Genomic DNA, 16,817 nt, shown 5'->3' with positions numbered 1-16,817 from the left:
GTTGTGGAGCCCTCACGCGCCGGAGAGGCGCCCCGGAGAACCGGCCCTCCGCCTGCGCCGCCGCCACCCGCCCGATCGCCGGCGCGTCCATCGTCGGACAGCGGTTCCCCAGCAACACGTCGTCCACCGCAGACGGATCGAGCCCGGTCCGCCCCATCAGGGCCGCGACCCTCGTCGACGCCAGGGTGCGCCGGGACGTCGCGCAGCCCGCCCCCGAACCGGTCTTCCGGTGTCCGTCTCAGCTCCTGATGGCGCCGACCGACGCCAGGTGCTCGACCAGCAGGGCGTTGACCTGCCCGGGCTTCTCGGCATTGAGCAGGTGCGCGGAGTCCGCGACGGTCTCGAACCGCCCGTCCGCGGCGCCGTCGGCGATCAGCCGGACCATCTCCGGTGGGGTCGCGGGGTCCTCGGTGCCGGCGATCGCGAGCACTGGCACCCCGATGCCGCCCAGCCGGTCCCGGACGTCGTACGTCGCGATCGCCTCGCAGCAACCGGCGTAGCCCTCGTCGCGGGTGGCGCGCAGCATCGCCAGCAGGCGCTCCGCATCGTCGGTCCCGGCGAAGGACTCCACGAACCAGGTCCCGGGGCGCCCGGCGACCATGGCCTCGGTGCCCTGCTCCCGGACGGTCGCGGCGCGCTGCGGCCAGGTGTCCGGGTCGGCGAACCGGGCCGCTGAGGCGACCGCGGTCAGGCTGATCACCCGGTTCGGGTGGTCGAGGGTGAGCTGCTGGGCGATCGCCCCACCGATCGACACCCCCGCGTGGTGAGCGCGGTCGATGCCGAGCCGGTCCAGCAGCGCGACGACGGAGTCGGCGAGTCCGCGCATCGTGTACGGGCCGTCCGGGGTGGGGCTCTCGCCGTGCCCCGGCAGGTCGTAGCGCACGATCCGGTAACGGTCGGCGAGGGCGGCGACCTGGGCGTCGAACAGGTGCAGGTCGGTGCCCAGCGACGGGCCGAGCACCAGGACGGGCGCGCCGTCCGGGCCGTCGATCCGGTGGTGCAGGGCGATGCCGGCGGTCATGCGAAGGGCCTTCCGGGGTAGGTGGCGGCGGCCGAGGCGACGGTGAAGCGACCGTGGTCCCAGCCGTCGGCCAGCGGGACGAAGTAGTCGAACGAGACCTGCTTGGTGACGTAGCGCCAGTGGCCGTCCACCCGGCGCAGCGCGTCGGTGTAGCGGCCGGCAGCGATGTGCGGGACGCCGTCCTGCACGCACGGCTGCCACAGGAAGGACCGCGCCCGGGCGCTGTCCGGGCCGTCGAGGGTGATCTCGAGGTTGGTGACATGGTGCCAGAACGCGGTCAGCCCGGCGTCGGCCAGGCCGGAGAAGAAGCTGCGCAGCCCGGCGGGCCCGCTGGCTCGGGACAGTCCGACGAACTCGCCGTCCTCGGTGAACAGCGAGACCAGGGTGTCCCAGTCGCCGTCGTCGAGGGCCCGGCAGTAGCGGGCGTCCAGGTCACGGATCGCCTCCAGGGCCTCCAGCCGGGCGATCCGCTGCTCGAGGTCGCTCATCGTGCCTCCGTTCCAGGGTGGAAGGCCACCGCGACCGGGCCGTCGCCGGCCGGACCGGCCTCGACCCGCAGGGTGTCCGCACCGGTCACCTCGACGACGCCCGGGTACCCGGCCACGGTGCCGGGGTAACGGCCGCATGGGGGCAGGGCGGTGTCCGCGGCGAGCGCCACGTGGTCACCGGTGCGATACCCGTCGACCCGGTGCGGGCGGCCCAGCGCGCGGGCCGCCGCGGCCAGGTCCCCGGCGCGCAGGCAGCGCCGCGTGTAGCTCGACGAGCACGGCACGTCCACCGCCTGCAGCAGCGGCACCGGGTGCGCGCTGAAGCCCAGGTCCCGCCCCAGCTCGCGCAGGGTCGCGACGTCGCCGGCGGCCCGGGCACCGAAGGTGAAGTTCGCCCCGACGACGACCGCGCGCGCCCCGAGCCCGCCCGCCAGTACGTGCCGGGCGAAGTCGTCCGCGCTCAGTCCGGCCAGGTCGCGGGTGAAGCGCAGCACGCACACCGCGTCCGCACCGGCGGCACCGGCGAGCTCGGCGCGGTGCTCGACCGTGCTCAACGTCGCGGTGTCCTTGTCGAGCCCGAGGACCCGGGCCGGGTGCGGATCGAAGGTCACCAGGACCAGCGGCAGGCCGCGCGCGTCGGCGACCGCGCCGGCCCGGTCGATCAACCGGACGAGCCCTGGGCACATCGAGCGCTACATCGTCCCGGTCCTGACCCGGATCGCGCAGGAGCTCAGCACCGATCTCGGCGGCTGACCCGGGTCGAAGTCGGGGCGGTCTACCGGCGCAGCCGGCGCCGGGCGATCTCCAGCTCGGTAGCGACGACGATGGCGCCGGCTCGCGCCGAGCCGGGCCGGACACGGCCGAGCCGCTCGAAGATCGCGTCGAGCCTGCGGTACAACCCCTGCCGGCCGAGATGCAGGTCCGCGGCCGTGTCGACCTTGCGGCCCCAGTGCCGGATGTAGCTGCTCAGGGTCGGCAGGAGGCCGTGGCCGTTGCGGGCGTCGGCGAGCAGCTCGCCGAGCTGCTCGCCGATGAAGGTGTCGACGGCGTCGCCGTCGAGGCGCAGCAGCAGTGCCTCGACGGCGAAGTCGGCGCTGTCGGCGACCGGCGGGCCGGCTCGACGGCAGTCCATGTCCTGCACCGTGACCGCCTCGCGCAGCGACCGCGGGACACCGGTGAGCCGGTGCGCGAGCGGGCCGACGGTGATCCGGAGCTCGGCCGCCGGCGCGTCCTGCTCGAGGTCGGCGAGCAGCGCCGCGCGCCCGTCGGGCGGGTCCACGGACACGATGCTCAGGTGCCGCACGTCCCGAACCTGGGCCACGACGGTGCGTCCCCGGCGGCCCAGCACCGTCTCGACCCCGCTGGTCGACGCCGAGTGCACGAGGTCGGTGACCACGGCGACGAAGCACTGCTCCGGGGCCAGCCCCAGGCGGCGCCCGACCTCCGCGAACCGCCCGGGATCGGGCTCGCCCTCGAGGGCGAGCCCGATGAGGTCGTGCACCGCGTGGTCCCGGGCCGAGGGCGGACGGCTGCGCAGCAGCGCCAGGGCCAGCACCTCCGGCGCCTTCTCCAGCGCGACCTCGAGCAGGGTCACGTCGGTCGCCTGCCGCGGGCTGATCGTCAGCACCGCCATCGTCAGCCCGGTCACCACGACCGGCGCCGACCACCCCCCGACACCGAGATCGGGTCCGTCCCGGTCGGCGGGCGCCGTGGCCGAGGCGATCGCGGTGCCGTCGAGCCCGCGCAGCTCGACGTCCGAGGCGACCTGGTCGGCGAGCACCGTGAGCAGCTCGGGCAGCTCGGCGCCGCCGGACAGCGCGTCGACCAGGGCGTGCGAGATGCGGTCGCCGACCTGCAGCCGGCGCACCGACTGGTGGGCCAGCTGGCCGTTGACGCTCTGGCACACCTCGACGAACCGGACGACCCGGCGGAGCTCGATCAGCGGCAGGCCGACCTCGTCGGCCGTCTCACACATCTCCGGCGGCATCGCCGGCAGCCCCGCACCGCACTCGACGGCCAGCGCCGCCACCGACCGGTCGGCCAGCTCGCGGACGTAACGGCGGCGGCCCGCGGCGTCGACCTCGCGGAGCACGACCCCGCCGACGAGCAACAGCTCACCACCGCGCAGCAGCGTGGCCACGTGCAGCACCTCGCTGGTGTGCACCCAGCTCACCGGACGGTCCAGGGCCGCCACCGAGGCCCCGGCGCCGGCGACGACGCACGGCTCGGCCGCGGCCAGCAGCGGCTCCCGGAGCAGCTCCCGCAACGCGATCGACACGAAAAGTCGCCTCCCATCCTGGATCGGTGGACATTCTGACCCTTCTGGTCCGGCGACGCCCCGGGTGACGCTGGTCGACGGCCCCGTCCGCCCCGTAGACAGAAGGGATCGCTGTGGACTCACCGTTCGGTTCAGCCTCCGGCCCGGACTTCGAGCAGGCGACCCGACACGTTCCCGACGCGGAACGGACGTCGAGCGTCTCGAGCCAGTTCTGGATCTGGGCCGGCGCGAACATCGCCCCGATCAACTGGGTCCTCGGCGCGCTGGGCATCACGCTCGGCCTGTCGCTGCGGGACACCCTGATCGTGCTGATCGCGGGCAACGTCGTCGGCATGGCCGGGTTCGGCGTCTTCGTCCTGCTCGGGCAGAAGACCGGCGTCACCGGGATGGTCCTGTCCCGGGGAGCCTTCGGACGGCGCGGCGCGTACGTTCCCGCCGCGATCCAGGCCTGCCTGGCCATCGGCTGGTGCGCGATCAACACCTGGATCGTGCTGGACCTGGTGATGGCACTGCTCGGCCGGATCGGCCTGATCGACCCGGCCGCCGGCAACGACGGCTGGCGGATCGCCGTCGCCGCGGCGATCATGGCGACCCAGGTGGCGATCTCCTGGGCCGGGTACCGGGCGATCGCGAACTTCGAGCGGTGGACGGTCCCGCCGACGGTGCTCGTCCTGATCGTCATGTCGGTCGCGGCATGGTTCTTCATCGGGGTCGACTGGAGCTACCCCGGCCCGCCCGGGGAGATCCTCACCGGCACCGACCGCGTCGTGGCGATGTCCGGCGTGATGACCGCGATCGGCATCGGGTGGGGCATCACCTGGTTCACCTACGCCGCCGACTACTCGCGGTTCGTCAGCACCGCGATGCCGCGGTGGCGCCTCTACACCGCGAGCGTGCTCGGGCAGTTCATCCCGGTCGTCTGGCTGGGCGTGCTCGGCGCGACGCTGGCCACCCGCAACGGCTCGATCGACCCGGGCCAGCTCATCGTCGAGAACTTCGGGGCGCTGGCGATCCCGGTGCTGCTGCTCGTGGTGCACGGGCCGATCGCCACCAACATCCTCAACATCTACACGTTCTCGGTGGCCGTGCAGGCGCTGGACATCAAGATCTCGCGACGCGCGCTGAGCCTGGGCGTCGGCGTGGTCGCGATGGCCGCCGTGGTCGTGTTCATCTACCTCGAGGACCTGGCGACCGTGCTGGACACCTGGCTGGTCGGGATCGTCGCCTGGATCGCCTCCTGGGCGGGCGTGATGCTGGTGCACTACTTCGTGATCCAGCGCGGCCCGGTCGACACCGACCGGCTGCTCGCCGCGCCCGCCGAGCGCCGGCTCCCCGCGTTCAACGGCCCCGGCCTGCTGTCCTTCGCGGTCGGCGTCGTGGCGACGTGGATGTTCCTGCACGGCGAGGTCTCGCTGCTGCAGGGACCGATCTCCACCGCGCTCGGCGGCCTGGACCTGTCCTGGCTGGCCGGCGGCCTGGTCTCGGCCGGCCTCTACCTGGCCACCGCCCGGCGCCCGGCGCGGGTCCCCTCCGGCCCCGCTCCGGCCGGACCGGCGGCCCGCCCGATCGAGAAACCCGACGAAGCAGTGAGTGGATGATGAGCGAGTCCGAGATCACCTGGCCCGACGGCGTGCGGGCCGCGGCGGCGTTCACCTTCGACGTCGACGCCGAGTCCTGCGCCCTGGCCCACGACCCGGCCATGACCGAGCGCATGTCGGTGATGTCCCACCAGTCCTACGGGCCCCGGGTGGCCGTGCCGCGGATCCTCGACATCCTCGACGACCACCGGGTGCCCGCGACGTTCTTCGTGCCCGGCTACACCGCGGAGCTCTACCCGGACACGGTCCGCGCGATCGCCGAGCGCGGGCACGAGATCGCCCACCACGGCTACCTGCACGAGAACGTGCTCGGCCTGAGCGAGGCCGAGGAGCTGGCCGTGCTCGACCGCGGCCTGGCCGTGCTGCGCGACGTGGCCGGCGTCGGCCCCACCGGCTACCGGGCCCCGTGGTGGGAGATGAACTGGCAGACGCCGCGGCTGCTCGCCGACCGCGGGTTCCGCTACGACTCCAGCCTGCTCGACGGCGACCGCCCCTACCGCTTCGCCACCGGTTCCGGGTCCGGTTCCGGGGATCTGATCGAGATCCCGGTCGACTGGGCCCTCGACGACTGGGAGCAGTACGCGTTCTTCACCGGCTGGACCGGTAGCGGGGTGATCGAGAGCCCGACCAAGGTGCTCGAGATGTGGCACCACGAGGCCCTCGCCCACCACCGCTGGGGCGGGTGCTTCGTGCTGACCAACCACCCGTTCCTGTCCGGACGGCCTGGCCGGGCCGCCGCGCTCGACGAGCTCATCGGCCGGGTGGCCGCCCTCGACGGCATGTGGGTCAGCACGCTCGCAGAGATCGCCGAGCAGGCCTGGGCCACCTGCACCGCGACGTTCACCCACACCCGGCCGGCGGTACCCGCCCCCACCTCCCCCGCCGCGACCTGACGCGGCGAGCACACCGGTAACCGCACACCCGCACCATCCGAAGGGAATCGACACGTGGCGCTCGAGCGGCTGAAGGACATCCAGAACGGGGAGAAGGTCACCCCGACCTTCTCCCGCGAGGAGATGGACCGCCGGCTGGGACAGCTGCGCACGCACATGGCCGACGCCGGCCTGGACGCCGTCCTGTTCACCAGCTACCACAACGTCAACTACTACAGCGACTTCCTCTACACCACGTTCGGCCGCAACTACGGCCTCGTCGTCACCCCGGACTCGCACACCACGATCTCGGCCAACATCGACGCCGGGCAGCCGTGGCGGCGCAGTACGCATGACAACGTCGTCTACACCGACTGGCGGCGGGACAACTACTTCCACGCCGTCCGCACCGTCCTGGCGGACAACGGGCTGACCGCGGGCCGGCTCGGCATCGAGGACGACACCGTGCCGCTGCGCACCCGCGAGCAGCTGGCCGACGCCCTGCCCGGATTCGGCTTCGTCGACGTCTCGCAGGCCGTCATGCGGCACCGGATGATCAAGTCCCCGGAGGAGATCGCACTGATCACCCAGGGCGCGCGGATCGCGGACGTCGGCGGGGCGGCCGTCACCGCCGCCGTCGTCGAGGGGGTGGCCGAGTACGAGGTCGCCCTGGCCGGCACCGAGGCCATGACTCGCGAGATCGCCGCCACCTACCCGCACGCCGAGCTGCGCGACACCTGGGTCTGGTTCCAGTCCGGGATCAACACCGACGGCGCGCACAACTGGGCGACGTCGCGGCGGGTCCGGCGCGGCGACATCCTGTCCCTGAACTGCTTCCCGATGATCGCGGGCTACTACACCGCGCTGGAACGCACGCAGTTCCTCGGAGAGCCGAGCGCCGAGCACCGGCGCCTGTGGGACATCAACGTGCGGGTGCACCGCCGCGGCCTCGAGCTGCTGCGGCCGGACGCGGTGTGCCGGGACATCGCCGCGGAGCTCAACGAGATCTACGACGCCGAGGGGCTGCTGCCGAGCCGCACGTTCGGCTACGGCCACTCCTTCGGCGTGCTGTCGCACTACTACGGGCGCGAGGCGGGCCTGGAGCTGCGCGAGGACATCGACACCGTCCTGGAGCCCGGCATGGTCGTCTCGATGGAGCCGATGATCATGATTCCGGAGGGGCGGCCCGGCGCGGGCGGCTACCGCGAGCACGACATCCTGGTGATCGAGGAGAACGGCGCCCGCAACATCACCGGCTTCCCGTTCGGGCCCGAGCACAACGTCCTCGGCGGCTGATCCGGTTCACCGGCGCCGCGTGGCGGCCCCCGTCGTCGATCACGGCGCCGGCGCGACGGAACGCATCACTCCCAGCCGAGCAGCGCGGCCCGCAGCAGGCCGGCGAGCGACCGTCGTTGCTCCGGGGTCAGCACCTCCAGCAGCGCCGCGTCGGCCTCGAGCTGGCGTGGGAGGAGCTCGTCGACCAGCCGTTCCCCCGACGGCGTCAGCGACACCCGAACCGCCCGCCCGTCCTGCGGGTCGACGGCCCGCCGCACCAGGCCGGCGTCGAGGAGCTTGTGCAGCCGCTTGGTGGTGGCCGCCGGGGAGCCGACCACCCCGGCGGTGAGCTCGCCCGGGCGCAGCGGGGCATCGCTACGCCGGAGCTGGCTCAGCACGTCGAACTCGGTCCGGGTCAGTCCCGCATCGGCCAGCCGCTCGTCCGCGGCCTCCTGCAGGAACCGGGCGGCCCGCAGGATCCGCCCGACGACCGCGACCGGCTCGGTGTCGAGCTCGGGGAACCGCCGTGCCCAGGCATCCTGGATGTCGTCGACGACGTCACGTCCGGTCATCGTGAACTCCTTTCACCAGTGAACTATACTGGTTCACTGGTGAAAGGAGTATCCGTGCCGCAGGTACTGACCCGCGAGCTCGTCCGGTTCGCCCCGCACGACGGGGCGCACCGCCCCGCCCTGCGGTGTGCGATCTCGGTCGCGGTCCCGATGCTGACCCTGCTCGCGATCGGACGGATCGACCTCGTCGGCGCAACGGCGTTCGGCGCGTTCACGGCGATCTTCGCCCGTGACCTGACCGTTCCGGCCCGCACCGCGGTGCAGGCCGTCTGCGGTCTCGGGCTCACCGCGAGCGTCGCGATCGGGGTGGCTGCCGCGCACCTCCCCGCCACCCCGTGGCTGCAACTCCTGGTCGTCGTCGCGGTCGCCGCGGTGGCGACCGTCGGCGGCGAGATGATCGCCTGGAAGCCGCGTGGCCCGCTGTTCTTCGTCTTCGCCGCCGGAGCGTTCGCCGGGTCGGCCCCGATGCCGGCCGGCTGGGGTGTGCAGGCCGTCGTGACGACGGCAGCGACCGCACTGTTCGCGACCCTGGTCGGCAGTGCAGGCAGGCTCCTGCCCTCGCACGCGCCCTCCCGCAGGCCACTGGTCGTGACCGGGTTCCGGAAGGCGCTGTCGCAACGGCCGGTCACCGACATCATCGTGGCCTGCGCGCTCACCGTGCCGCTGACGGTCGCGCTCGGCATCGAGCACCACTACTGGGCGCTGGTCGCGGCCGTCGTCCCGCTGACGGTCGTGGGCACCACCGGCCAGGCGGCGCGGGCCGTCATGCGGATCGGCGGGACGGTCGGCGGCCTCGGTGTCGCCGCCGCACTGCTGGTCCCGGAGCTGCCGATGTGGGGTGTCGTGCTGGTGGTGATCGTCCTGCAGGGCGTCGCCGAGCTGCTGGTACTGCGCAACTACACGGTCGCGTTGCTGTTCATCACACCGCTCGCGTTGCTGGTCTCACACGTCATGCACCCGGGCCCGGAGGTGGCGCTGCTGCTGGACCGGCTCGTGTCGACGTCGATCGGGGTCGTCGTCGCGCTGCTCGTGCTCGCCGCCCGGATCGCCGCGGACCGGATCGCCGCCGACCGGTTCCGGCGCTCTGCCGACCGGGCCCACTGACCTGCGGCTCGCGGACAGGAACCGACCGCATCGGGTGCGACCGTCGCACCGTGCCCACCACCCGCACCACGACGCCCAGGCTGAGCTCCCGGGCCCTCAACCGCGCCGCCCTCGCCCGCCAGCACCTGCTCGAACGCTCCGACGCCGCGGTCCGGGACACCGTGGCGCACCTCGGCGGCCTGCAGGCCCAGGAACCCCAGGAACCGTTCGCGGCACTCTGGTCCCGGCTGCGCGGGTTCGACCCGGCCGAGCTGTCGGACCTGCTGACCGCACGCCGGGTGGTGCGCATCCACCTGATGCGCGGGACCGTGCACCTGATGACCGCCGCGGACGCCCTGGCCTGGCGGCCCCGGCACCAGGCGATGCTGCGGCAGCGGATGCTCGGCGTGGCGCGCCGCGAGCTGGCCGGCATCGACCTCGACGCGCTCGCGGCGGCCGCTCGCGCCGAGCTCGCCGGCGGGGCGACGCGCACGACCGGGGAGATCGGCCGGGCACTGGCGCACCGGTGGCCCGGGCCCGACCCGCGGACCCTCGGGCAGACCGCGGTGGCGCTGGTGCCGATGGTGCAGGTCCCGCCGCGCGGGCTGTGGCGCGGCACCGGACCGGCCCGGTACGCGCTGCTGCCGACCTGGCTGGGCCGCGAGCACGTCGTCGCGCACGCCTCCGGGGACGCCGACGGTGCCGACTCCGTCGGCCGGGCGCTGGTACGCCGCTACCTCGCCGCGTTCGGGCCGGCCGCGACGGCCGACCTGCGCGCCTGGTGCGGCCTCGCCGGGCTCCCGGCGGCCGTGGCGGCGGTGCGCGACGAGCTCGTCGCCTTCCGCGACGACCGCGGACGCGAGCTGCTCGACCTCCCGGACGCGCCACGCCCCGATCCCGACACCCCGGCCCCGGTGCGGTACCTGCCCGCGTTCGACAACGCGATCCTCGGCTACGACGACCGCAGCCGGATCATCGACACCCGGCACCGGTGGCTGTCGGTGGCCGGGAAACGGGCCGTGCTCGTCGACGGGCGGGTGGCCGCGACCTGGACCGTCGACGCGGGCACGGTCACGGTCACACCGCTGCGGCGGTTCACCCGAGCGGAGCGGGGCGCGGTCGCCGAGGAGGGCCGCGAGCTGGTCGGGTTCCTCTCCGGCGGGAAGCGCCGGCGGGTGCGGGTGAGCGCCTCCCCACGGTGACCGGTTCCGCGGAACCGGCCCGTGCTCAGACCCCGGTCACCTGATGCTGCGCAGCCCGCTCCGCGGTGTGCGCGGCGATGTCTCGCCCCACCCGGTAGACGGTGGCCGAGCCCACCGGGTCGGGCAGCTGCCGCTGACCGGCCTGGTCCGGACCTGCGGCGGCGACCTGATGCGGGTGGTCGGCTGCTCGCTCTTCGCGGTGTTCCAGTCTCTCTTCGCGGTGTTCGGCCTGGCCTACGCGACGTCCCCCGAGGTCGGGATGGACCGCGCCGCGATGCTCTGGGTGTCGATGGTCGCCAACGCGGTCGCGATCCTCGCCTGGGCTCTGGTGGCGGATCGGATCGGGCGTCGCCCGGTCTGGGTGTTCGGAGCCCTCGGTTCGGCCGGCGCGGGCGCGCTCTACCTGTGGGCGGTGTCCACCGGCGACCTGGCACTGGTCTTCGGTACCGGAGTACTGTTCGCCGGCCTCGTCTACAGCGCGGTCAACGGTTTGTGGCCGGCGTTCTTCACCGAGATGTTCGACGCCCGGGTCCGCTATACCGGCTTCGCGGTAGGCACGCAGATCGGGTTCCTGATCGCGGGGTTCGCGCCCTCGATCGGTTTCGCGATCACGGGTGAGGGGCCGACGGCATGGGTGCCGGTGGCCGTGTTCGCCGCCGGCTGCGGGGTGGTGTCGGCCGTCGCCGCACTCACTGCCCGTGAGACCCACCGGACACCGGTGCGCGAGCTCGGCATGCGGTGAGCCTGCCGCTCACACCCCCGACACGAAACCGTCCGGGTAGTGCCGCTCCCCGCCGAGCTCCTTGCCGAGTGCGTAGGTCGCCTCGGCCAACGCTCGATGGGACTCGTGCGGCGCGTGCACCGGAAGGGTCCGAGCGGTGCCGATGACGGCGACCGTCGCGCAGAGGCCCGCCTCGTCGAACACCGGCGCACCGACGGCGGTGATGTCGGACTCGGCGATGTGCGTGGTGGCGATGCCGGTCCGCCGGACGCACGCGACGCGGGCGGCGAGGCCGTCGTCCCCGTCGAGCAGCCGTTCAGCGCGAGCGCGGTCGTCCATGAACGCGAGGAACACCTGGTTCTGCGCCGAGTCCGCTGGGAGCTGGTGTCCGACCCGGACCGAGACGACGACCGCGCTAGTACCGTCCTCCTCGACCCGCGTGACCACGGGGCCGGTCGACCCCCACAGGCTCAGCGCCGCCGAGAGGCGGGTCGCGCGGGCGAGCCGGGCCAGGTGCGCCGGCGCGAGATCGACGACGGCCCGGCGGCCGAGCGCGAACGTACCGAGCTGGACCAACAGCCCGCCCGGCCCGAACGACACACCGTCCCGTCCCCGCTCGAGGAGCCCGCAGGACACCAGCGAGGCGAAGTAGCGGTGGGTCGTCGTCCGGTTCAGGCCCAGCTCCGTGGCCGCCGTGGTGACGGTCAGGTGCGGCCGGTCCGGGCGGAACAGCGCGAGGATCTGGCTCGCCCTGGTGACGGCCTGGATCTCCGACGACGCGCCGTCGGCTCCGCGCTGTGCGGGCTCGTTCATCCGAATACCTTTCGCTCCCCGACCGGTCGCTCGACCGTAGCCGCTCGCCCGCCACGACCGTCTTGACGCGGCCGGGCGTCGGTGCCACCTTGTTCACATCACGAACTTGTATATCACTATGTGAACACCGACAGGAGCAGCATGTCCTACGGAGCGAAGGACCCGCGGTCGGCCATCGCCGCCGGTCGGCAGGCCCCGGAGCGGCCGAACATCCCAGCCCAATACCTGGACCTCACCGAGCTGGAGCCGGACGAGGTCAGCGCGCTGGGCAGCCGGACGTGGTGGGCGCGCGGGCAGAACGTCGTCGTCGCGCACTCCGTGGTTCGTGCCGGGGAGCGGCTCGAGCGCACCGGGCAGCCCGACGAGTACGTGGTGCTGTTCCCCGAGCCGGGCGCCGCCGCGCAGGTCACGTCCCGATCGGATACGGGCTCGGACAAGGGCACGGTCGCCGACCGGTCGGTCGTCGTGGTCCCGGCCGGTGACAGCCACGTCGAGGTGCAGGTGGACACGACCGTCGTGCGGGTGTTCTCGTCGCGGTCGGCCGATCTGCAGCAGCGTTGCCGCAACGGGGCTGCCTACACCGAGCCCGACCCGAACGTCGCCCCGTTCGCACCGTGGCCCGACCCCGTGGACGGCCCCCGCGTCCGCGTCTATCCGATCGACGACCATCCCTACGAGCAGGGGCGCTTCGGCAGGCTCTTCCGGTGCAGCACCGTCATGGTGAACGTTTTCGACGCCGACCTCGGCCCTCGGGACACTGCGAACCTCTCGCCGCACCACCACGACGACTTCGAACAGTGCTCGCTGACCGTCACAGGCCGATGGGTCCACCACATCCGAACCCCGTGGACCCGGGACCTGGCCGACTGGCGGGACGACGAGCACGTCGAGGTGTCCAGCCCGTCGGTGACAATCATCCCGCCGCCTGCCGTGCACACCAGCCGCTCGGTCGGGCAGGGCCGCAACCAGCTGATCGACGTCTTCTGCCCGCCCCGGCTGGACTTCTCCGAGCGTCCCGGCTGGGTGCTCAATGCGGCCGAGTACCCGATGCCGCCCGGTGGCGCGTCGTGAGCCACGACTTCCGCGCCCTGTTGGCCGGCGACACGGCCCGGTACGGAACCTGGATCAAGCTGCCGGTGTCCGACAGCGTGGAGCTCGCGGCCGCAGCCGGGTTCGACTTCATCGCCGTCGACATGGAGCACGCACCGCTGGACGTGGCGACGGCGCACCAGCTGATCGGTGCCGCGCGCGGCTGCGGACTCCCGGCGCTGGTCCGCGTTCCGGACCGGACGGCCTCGACGATCGGGCGGGTGCTGGACTCCGGAGCCGCCGGCGTCCTGGTTCCGCATGTGGACGACGTGTCCGACGCCCGGGCCGTCGTCGCGCACGCCCGGTTCCCGCCGCACGGCAGTCGGGGTTACGGCCCGACGGTGCGGGCGGGCAGTTGGGGTGCGGACCCTGCGGGCTACCTCGCCTCCGGCGAACGCGTCGTCACCGTCGCCCAGCTCGAGAGCCCGGACGCCGTCGCCCGGGTAGAGGGCATCGCGCAGGTCCCAGGCCTCGGGGCACTGTTCGTCGGCCCGGCCGACCTCGCGGTCGCGACCGGTCTGTCCGCGGATTCGGCCGAGTTCGGTCACCTGCTCGGCCGCGTCCGCAAGGCTGCCGACGCCCATGCCGTCCCCCTCGGTACGGCCGTCGGCTCCGTCGCGGCGGCCCGGGCCCTGCGCCACCAGTACGACTTCGTCCTCGTCGGCAACGACGCAACGATGCTCGGCCAGGCCGCCCGCGGCATCGTCCGAGACCTGCGGACGCCCGCAGGCGCCCCAGCGAAGGACCAGCCATGACCTCCTCGACCCACGACGACGCACCGGACGCCACCGATACCGAGCAGCGGCCCGACCGATCCACGGACCGTCGCCGCGCACTCGCCGGCGGTGTCATCGGCTACTTCGTCGACCAGTTCGACATCTACGTACCGGTCATCGCCCTCGCCCCTGCGATGGCCTACTTCGTCCCACCGGACCTCGGGGCGGGCACCCGCACGGTCATCGCCGCGTTCATCTTCACGGCGACCCTGCTCGGACGCCCGATCGGCGCGGTGATCTTCGGGGTGCTCGCCGACCGCACCGGACGACGCAAGGCCACCATCATCGCGATCGCCGGCATCGCGGTGACCACGATGCTCATCGCGTTGCTGCCGGGATACGCGAGTGTCGGGCTCTGGGCGGTGGCCCTGCTGATCGCGCTGCGCCTGCTCGACGGCGTGTTCCTCGGCGGCGAGTACACCGCGGCGATCCCGCTCGCGATGGAGTGGACCCCGAAGCGCCGACGTGGGCTCGCCAGCGGCCTCATCACCATGACCTCGCCGCTGGCACTGTGCCTGATCTCGTTGCTCACCCTGTTGCTTCTGCAGATCTTCCCCGCGGGTTCGCCGGATTCGGCGTACGCGATCTGGGGCTGGCGCGTCCCGTTCGCACTGGGGTCCTTGCTCGCGGTCGCCGTGCTCGTCTACTTCGTCCGGTACGTGCCCGAGTCCGAGGGCCGTCGACAGGAGCCCTCCGAGCAGCAGGCCTCCCCGCTGCGGGAGCTCTTCCTCGGCGCACACCGACGCAGCCTGTTGCAGGTCTTCGTGCTGATGACGGGCATCTGGACCGTCCTGAACGTCACCGTCACCACTCTCCCGGAACTGGCGTCGGCGGCCGGCGGCATGACCTCGACCCAGCTGACGTTCGCGCTGGTGATCGCCTCCCTGATCAGTGCCGCGACCTATCCGGCCGCCGGGCTGGTCAGCCAGCGGTTCGGCCGCCGCCCCTTCTACATCGGCACCGGAGTGCTCGTCGCCGTGGTCGGCGGCGGGACCCTCGCGGTCCTCGGCAACGCCGCCGGGCTCGGATTCTGGACGACCGTCGCGCTGCTGAGCGTCGCGTTCACCGTCGGGATCCTCGCGTTCGGCCCGGTCGCCGCCTACATGACCGAGCGGTTCCCCACGTCGATGCGGGCGACCGGCTACGGCATCGGGTACAGCCTGGCGCTGGTCCTGCCGGCCTTCTTCGCCTACTACCTGCTCGGGCTCGGAGCACTTGTCGGACCGGAGCTCGCCCCCGCCGCCCTGACCGTGGTCGGCGGGCTGCTCGCCGCTCTCGGTGGCTGGCTCGGGCCCGAGACCCGCGACGTCGACATGCACGGCGCCTGACCCGCATACCCACGTCCCACGCCACATCTTGCGCCTTACGGCTCACGTCTTCGAGGAGACACCATGACCACCGATGCGATCGACGCGATCCTCGACGGACTCGTCGACATGCACTGCCACTCCGGCCCTTCCCCGATGCCCCGCGAGTTCGACCACGCCGGCGGTGCCCGCGACGGCTGGGAACGGCTGCGCATGCGAGCGATGGTCGCCAAGTGCCACCATCACAACACACAGATGGACGTCCTGGCCCAGCGCCCGCTGCTCGCCGACATCCCGACCGAGGTGATCGGCGCGGTCGCCCTCAACACCACGGTCGGCGGCCTCAACCTCGCCCAGGTCCAGCTCTGCCTCGGGCTCGGCGGCAAGATCGTCTACCTGCCGACCGTCTCGTCCGGCCGGCACATCGACTGCCATGCCGAGAATCTCGGCTTCCCCACCCCCACGGTGAAGCTGACCGCCGAACGGATCGAGGTCGTCCGCGACGGCCAGGTCGTCCCGGAGCTGCTCCCGATCTTCGACCTGATCGCCGAACACGACGCCGTTCTCAACGGAGGACACCTCCACCCCGAGGACATCACCGCGTGCTTCGCCGCCGCCCGTGAGCGCGGAGTGCGGAAGTTCGTCGTGTCCCACCCGGACTTCGTCATCGGTGCCGACCCGAAGCAGTGCTCCGGATACATCGAGGGGGGCGCATTGATCGAGCACGAACTCCACATGTACGACCCCGGCGCCCGGATGCGCTGGCCGGTCGAGCAGCTCATGGAGTGGATCTCGGCCTTGGGACCGGAGAACACCCTGATCGGGTCGGACCTCGGGCAGGCCGGTTTTCCCCGGCCGGTCGACGCGTTCCGGCGGGTCGCGGCAGCGCTGCTGGATCTCGGGCTGGCGGAGAAGGACCTGCGCCGGATCGTGCACGACAACCCTCGGGACCTGCTCTCGCTCAACGGCTGAGAACGCGTTCTGTGGGGTCCCGGGCCGTTCAGCAGGGCGGATCCCGGCGGACCGATCCGGGACCCACCGCCGAGGACCAGACCCGGGGCGAGGACGCAGTTCGTTCCCCGCGGCGGACACGAACCTCGGACCGGTCGCCGGTCGCCGGTCGCCGGTCGCCGGTCGCCGGTCGCCGGTCGCCGGTCGCCGGTCGCCGACCCATGATCGAATCCTCGGTTGCGTGCGGTGCCGTCGGTGGCACCTGGCGCAGCCGAGGATCCGATCACCGGCTCGACGCAGGGGCTTTCCTGGCTGGCCTGCGCTCCACAGGACGTTCCTGGCGGGCCATAACTGTCGGGGGTCGAAGGTACGTTCGAACCATGGTGATCGGGCAGGCAGTTCCGGAAGGGCTCGCGGTGTTGCCGCCCGGCCCGGAACTGTCCGCCCTGCTCGCCGGCCTGGATCTGTCCCAGGTGCCGAACGATGACATCGTCGAGGTGCTGACCGCCCGGTCCCGCCAGCTCGCCCATGAGCAGGCGGGGATGTTCGCGGCGTTGGCGGAGGTCGTGTGCCGGCGACCGTTCGCCGGGCCGCTGGAGGTCCGTCGCGGGGACCGGGCCGACATCTGCGGCTCCGACGAGGTGCGGGCGGCGCTGTCCTGGACCCGCCGCGCCGCAGAATCCGAAACCGCCCTCGCCCTCGAACTGGTGCAGGCGCTACCGCAGGTACTCGCCGCCCTCGAGCAGGGCCTGATCGACCGGGTCAAGGCCA

General features: G+C 72.7%; 17 protein-coding genes. 11 read left to right on the top strand and 6 right to left on the bottom strand.

The window, feature by feature from the left end:
- Positions 1-238: 238 nt before the first annotated feature.
- The 4 genes from pcaD to ACLFMI_RS19895 all read right to left on the bottom strand — a co-directional run bounded on the left by pcaD (position 239) and on the right by ACLFMI_RS19895 (position 3,787).
- Positions 239-1,021, bottom strand: a complete 783-nt coding sequence (pcaD, locus tag ACLFMI_RS19910; RefSeq protein WP_410949419.1) for a 3-oxoadipate enol-lactonase — start codon at positions 1,019-1,021, stop codon at positions 239-241.
- The gene (locus ACLFMI_RS19905) at positions 1,018-1,509 is read right to left on the bottom strand and encodes a nuclear transport factor 2 family protein (protein WP_410949418.1); all 492 of its coding nucleotides are present in this window, start codon (positions 1,507-1,509) and stop codon (positions 1,018-1,020) included. Before ACLFMI_RS19905 ends, pcaD begins: the two co-directional genes overlap by 4 nt.
- Complete coding sequence (locus tag ACLFMI_RS19900; RefSeq protein WP_410949417.1) at positions 1,506-2,195, bottom strand: cytidyltransferase; 690 nt, start codon at positions 2,193-2,195, stop codon at positions 1,506-1,508. Before ACLFMI_RS19900 ends, ACLFMI_RS19905 begins: the two co-directional genes overlap by 4 nt.
- Positions 2,196-2,284: 89 nt before the next feature.
- Positions 2,285-3,787, bottom strand: coding sequence for a PucR family transcriptional regulator (locus ACLFMI_RS19895; RefSeq protein ID WP_410949416.1), 1,503 nt, complete (start codon positions 3,785-3,787; stop codon positions 2,285-2,287).
- A gap of 113 nt (positions 3,788-3,900) precedes the next feature.
- Between ACLFMI_RS19895 and ACLFMI_RS19890 the strand changes: the two genes are divergently transcribed.
- Genes ACLFMI_RS19890 through ACLFMI_RS19880 form a run of 3 tightly spaced genes read left to right on the top strand, consistent with a single transcriptional unit; the run spans position 3,901 to position 7,553 of the window.
- Positions 3,901-5,385, top strand: coding sequence for a purine-cytosine permease family protein (locus ACLFMI_RS19890; RefSeq protein ID WP_410949415.1), 1,485 nt, complete (start codon positions 3,901-3,903; stop codon positions 5,383-5,385).
- Positions 5,385-6,278, top strand: a complete 894-nt coding sequence (locus ACLFMI_RS19885; protein ID WP_410949414.1) for a polysaccharide deacetylase family protein — start codon at positions 5,385-5,387, stop codon at positions 6,276-6,278. Before ACLFMI_RS19890 ends, ACLFMI_RS19885 begins: the two co-directional genes overlap by 1 nt.
- Before the next feature lie 54 nt (positions 6,279-6,332).
- A complete protein-coding gene (locus ACLFMI_RS19880; RefSeq protein WP_410949413.1) occupies positions 6,333-7,553 on the top strand; it encodes an aminopeptidase P family protein in 1,221 nt (406 codons plus the stop codon).
- Positions 7,554-7,618: 65 nt separating this feature from the next.
- On the opposite strand, the gene ACLFMI_RS19875 is transcribed toward ACLFMI_RS19880, so the two are convergent.
- Complete coding sequence (locus tag ACLFMI_RS19875) at positions 7,619-8,104, bottom strand: MarR family winged helix-turn-helix transcriptional regulator (protein ID WP_410949412.1); 486 nt, start codon at positions 8,102-8,104, stop codon at positions 7,619-7,621.
- A 54-nt stretch (positions 8,105-8,158) separates the two neighbouring features.
- Here ACLFMI_RS19875 and ACLFMI_RS19870 point away from each other — a divergent pair, with 54 nt between their 5' ends.
- From ACLFMI_RS19870 to ACLFMI_RS19860, 3 genes are read left to right on the top strand one after another with little or no spacing between them, the layout of a single operon-like run.
- Positions 8,159-9,208, top strand: a complete 1,050-nt coding sequence (locus tag ACLFMI_RS19870; RefSeq protein ID WP_410949411.1) for an FUSC family protein — start codon at positions 8,159-8,161, stop codon at positions 9,206-9,208.
- 50 nt (positions 9,209-9,258) lie between these two features.
- Positions 9,259-10,389: a winged helix DNA-binding domain-containing protein gene (locus ACLFMI_RS19865; protein ID WP_410949410.1), complete on the top strand. Its 1,131-nt coding sequence runs from the start codon at positions 9,259-9,261 to the stop codon at positions 10,387-10,389.
- A 43-nt stretch (positions 10,390-10,432) separates the two neighbouring features.
- A complete protein-coding gene (locus tag ACLFMI_RS19860; protein WP_410949409.1) occupies positions 10,433-11,131 on the top strand; it encodes an MFS transporter in 699 nt (232 codons plus the stop codon).
- Positions 11,132-11,140: 9 nt separating this feature from the next.
- On the opposite strand, the gene ACLFMI_RS19855 is transcribed toward ACLFMI_RS19860, so the two are convergent.
- Positions 11,141-11,923, bottom strand: coding sequence for an IclR family transcriptional regulator (locus tag ACLFMI_RS19855; protein ID WP_410949408.1), 783 nt, complete (start codon positions 11,921-11,923; stop codon positions 11,141-11,143).
- Between the two features lie 141 nt (positions 11,924-12,064).
- Between ACLFMI_RS19855 and ACLFMI_RS19850 the strand changes: the two genes are divergently transcribed.
- The 5 genes from ACLFMI_RS19850 to ACLFMI_RS19830 all read left to right on the top strand — a co-directional run.
- Positions 12,065-12,994, top strand: coding sequence for a cupin domain-containing protein (locus ACLFMI_RS19850; RefSeq protein ID WP_410949407.1), 930 nt, complete (start codon positions 12,065-12,067; stop codon positions 12,992-12,994).
- Positions 12,991-13,767, top strand: a complete 777-nt coding sequence (locus ACLFMI_RS19845) for an HpcH/HpaI aldolase family protein (RefSeq protein WP_410949406.1) — start codon at positions 12,991-12,993, stop codon at positions 13,765-13,767. The genes ACLFMI_RS19850 and ACLFMI_RS19845 overlap by 4 nt, the downstream gene beginning before the upstream one ends.
- Positions 13,764-15,116: an MFS transporter gene (locus ACLFMI_RS19840; RefSeq protein WP_410949405.1), complete on the top strand. Its 1,353-nt coding sequence runs from the start codon at positions 13,764-13,766 to the stop codon at positions 15,114-15,116. The genes ACLFMI_RS19845 and ACLFMI_RS19840 overlap by 4 nt, the downstream gene beginning before the upstream one ends.
- A 63-nt stretch (positions 15,117-15,179) precedes the next feature.
- A complete protein-coding gene (locus ACLFMI_RS19835; RefSeq protein WP_410949404.1) occupies positions 15,180-16,067 on the top strand; it encodes a DUF6282 family protein in 888 nt (295 codons plus the stop codon).
- Between the two features lie 359 nt (positions 16,068-16,426).
- The coding region (locus ACLFMI_RS19830; protein WP_410949403.1) for a hypothetical protein at positions 16,427-16,817 on the top strand (391 nt) is incomplete at its 3' end.

The organism is Pseudonocardia nantongensis, assembly GCF_046546495.1.
Taxonomy (GTDB): Bacteria; Actinomycetota; Actinomycetes; order Mycobacteriales; family Pseudonocardiaceae; genus Pseudonocardia; species Pseudonocardia nantongensis.
This window is presented reverse-complemented; position numbering and strand designations above follow the sequence as displayed.